2 protein-coding genes are annotated in these 1,571 nt (G+C 60.1%); both read right to left on the reverse strand.

All coding sequences use genetic code 11. The features are described from left to right. The coding region (locus tag A3730_RS14595) for an STN domain-containing protein (RefSeq protein ID WP_156501213.1) at positions 1–665 on the reverse strand (665 nt) is incomplete at its 3' end. 96 nt (positions 666–761) lie between these two features. Beyond that, on the reverse strand, positions 762–1,571 hold an 810-nt coding region (locus tag A3730_RS14600; RefSeq protein WP_063538315.1), incomplete at its 5' end, for a ketopantoate reductase family protein.

Consider the following 1,571-nt stretch of genomic DNA (forward strand, 5'->3'; position numbering starts at 1 on the left):
GAGGCATCGAAACCCCGGATGCGAATATCGTCCACCCGGCTGTCGATACCTTGCCCTTCGGTTTGCACCCCGGCGGTATAACGCACGGCATCCATCACCGTTTCAGAGCCACGGTCATCCATTTCCTGACGGGTGACCACGGAAACGGATTGGGGAATTTCAACAATTTGTGCGTCAGTCTTAGTGCCGGTGGCACTATGCGTCGCCATGTATCCTTGACTCGCCGCCCCCCAGGCCGACTCCTCTACCTCGGTTTGGGCGGAGACATTGATCGCCGCCAACGTGCTGGCATCCTGACTTGATGCCGCAGAGGGCTCGCCCACCAGCACCGCACCGTCATCGGTATAACGGTAGGTGATACCGGTCCCTGCCAGCAGGGTATCCAGCGCCAACGACAGCGCCATGGTGCCATTGACCGCGTTGACCACGGTGTTGCCTGCCAGCCCACTGGCCTGCTGAATCTGGATTCCGGTCTGCCGGGACATTTGTGCCAGGGAGCGTGACAGGGCCTGGGCCGGTAAGGCGACACGGACCCGCTGTTGTTGGTGCGCGCCACTCTGGGCGTTGTCGGCCAAAACGCTCTGCGGCAACGCCGCCCCTGCTGACGCCAGCGAAGCCAACCCCAGCAGCACTCCCCCGTGGAGACGGCTAATTCGGAAATTCATCAATACACCCCAATACAAATGAAAACGATTCGCAATACTATATACATTGCGAACCCTGTTCAAGTGAGGTGCTTTATTGGCTTCAGTGGCGAGTCGTCATGCCTGGCGCATACGCAGCGCCACCAACACCGTGCGCAAGTGCGGCACGGGCACATTCAGGCGGTCCGCGATGGCCACCACATTGCCAAGAATCGCATCCAGCTCGATGGGCCTGTCGTTCAGGTAATCCAGCGCCATGGAATTTTTATACGCGCCCATGGCACGGGTGCCCGACAGGTTCTTCTCGATAATACCGTCCGGCATGGGGTAGCCATCGGCCTGGGCCACCGCAATCACCTCTTCCATCAAGGTGCGAATCAGCCCTTCGCCGCCCGGCGCATCGAGCATGGCCAAGGTATCGGCCCCGTTGGCCAGTACACTCAACGGATTGAACGGGGTATTCCAGACACATTNGCGCCACCGTTCGCCAACCACAGCATCCGTCTCGTTGATATCGATACCACCCTCGCGGAACAAGCCCGCCAACTGCGCGCAGTGGTGATCAAAGCCCGTGGGGAAATTGCCCATCACCAGCTGCCCATAGGCCTGATGGTTAACGGTACCCGGGCCAGTGCGACTCACCGCAATAAACGCCAGGCAGCTCACCAGAGGATTGCGCGGGAAGGCATCCGCCAGCTCACGCTCGATATCCAGACCGTTCTCAATCAACACCAGCCCGGTCTGCTCCCCCATCCAGGGGCGCACCAGTTCAGCCCGGTCCACCCCCGGCAGCACCTTGACGCACAGCAACACATAATCCGGAAGGCGCCCCGGAGTATCGCCCGGTTGATAGACCTGATCCGGTGTCCACGACAGTTCACCCAGGGGGCTGGTAAAGCGAAAGCCGTCAGCTTTTACTGCGTCATA

The organism is Alcanivorax sp. HI0044, assembly GCF_001634945.1.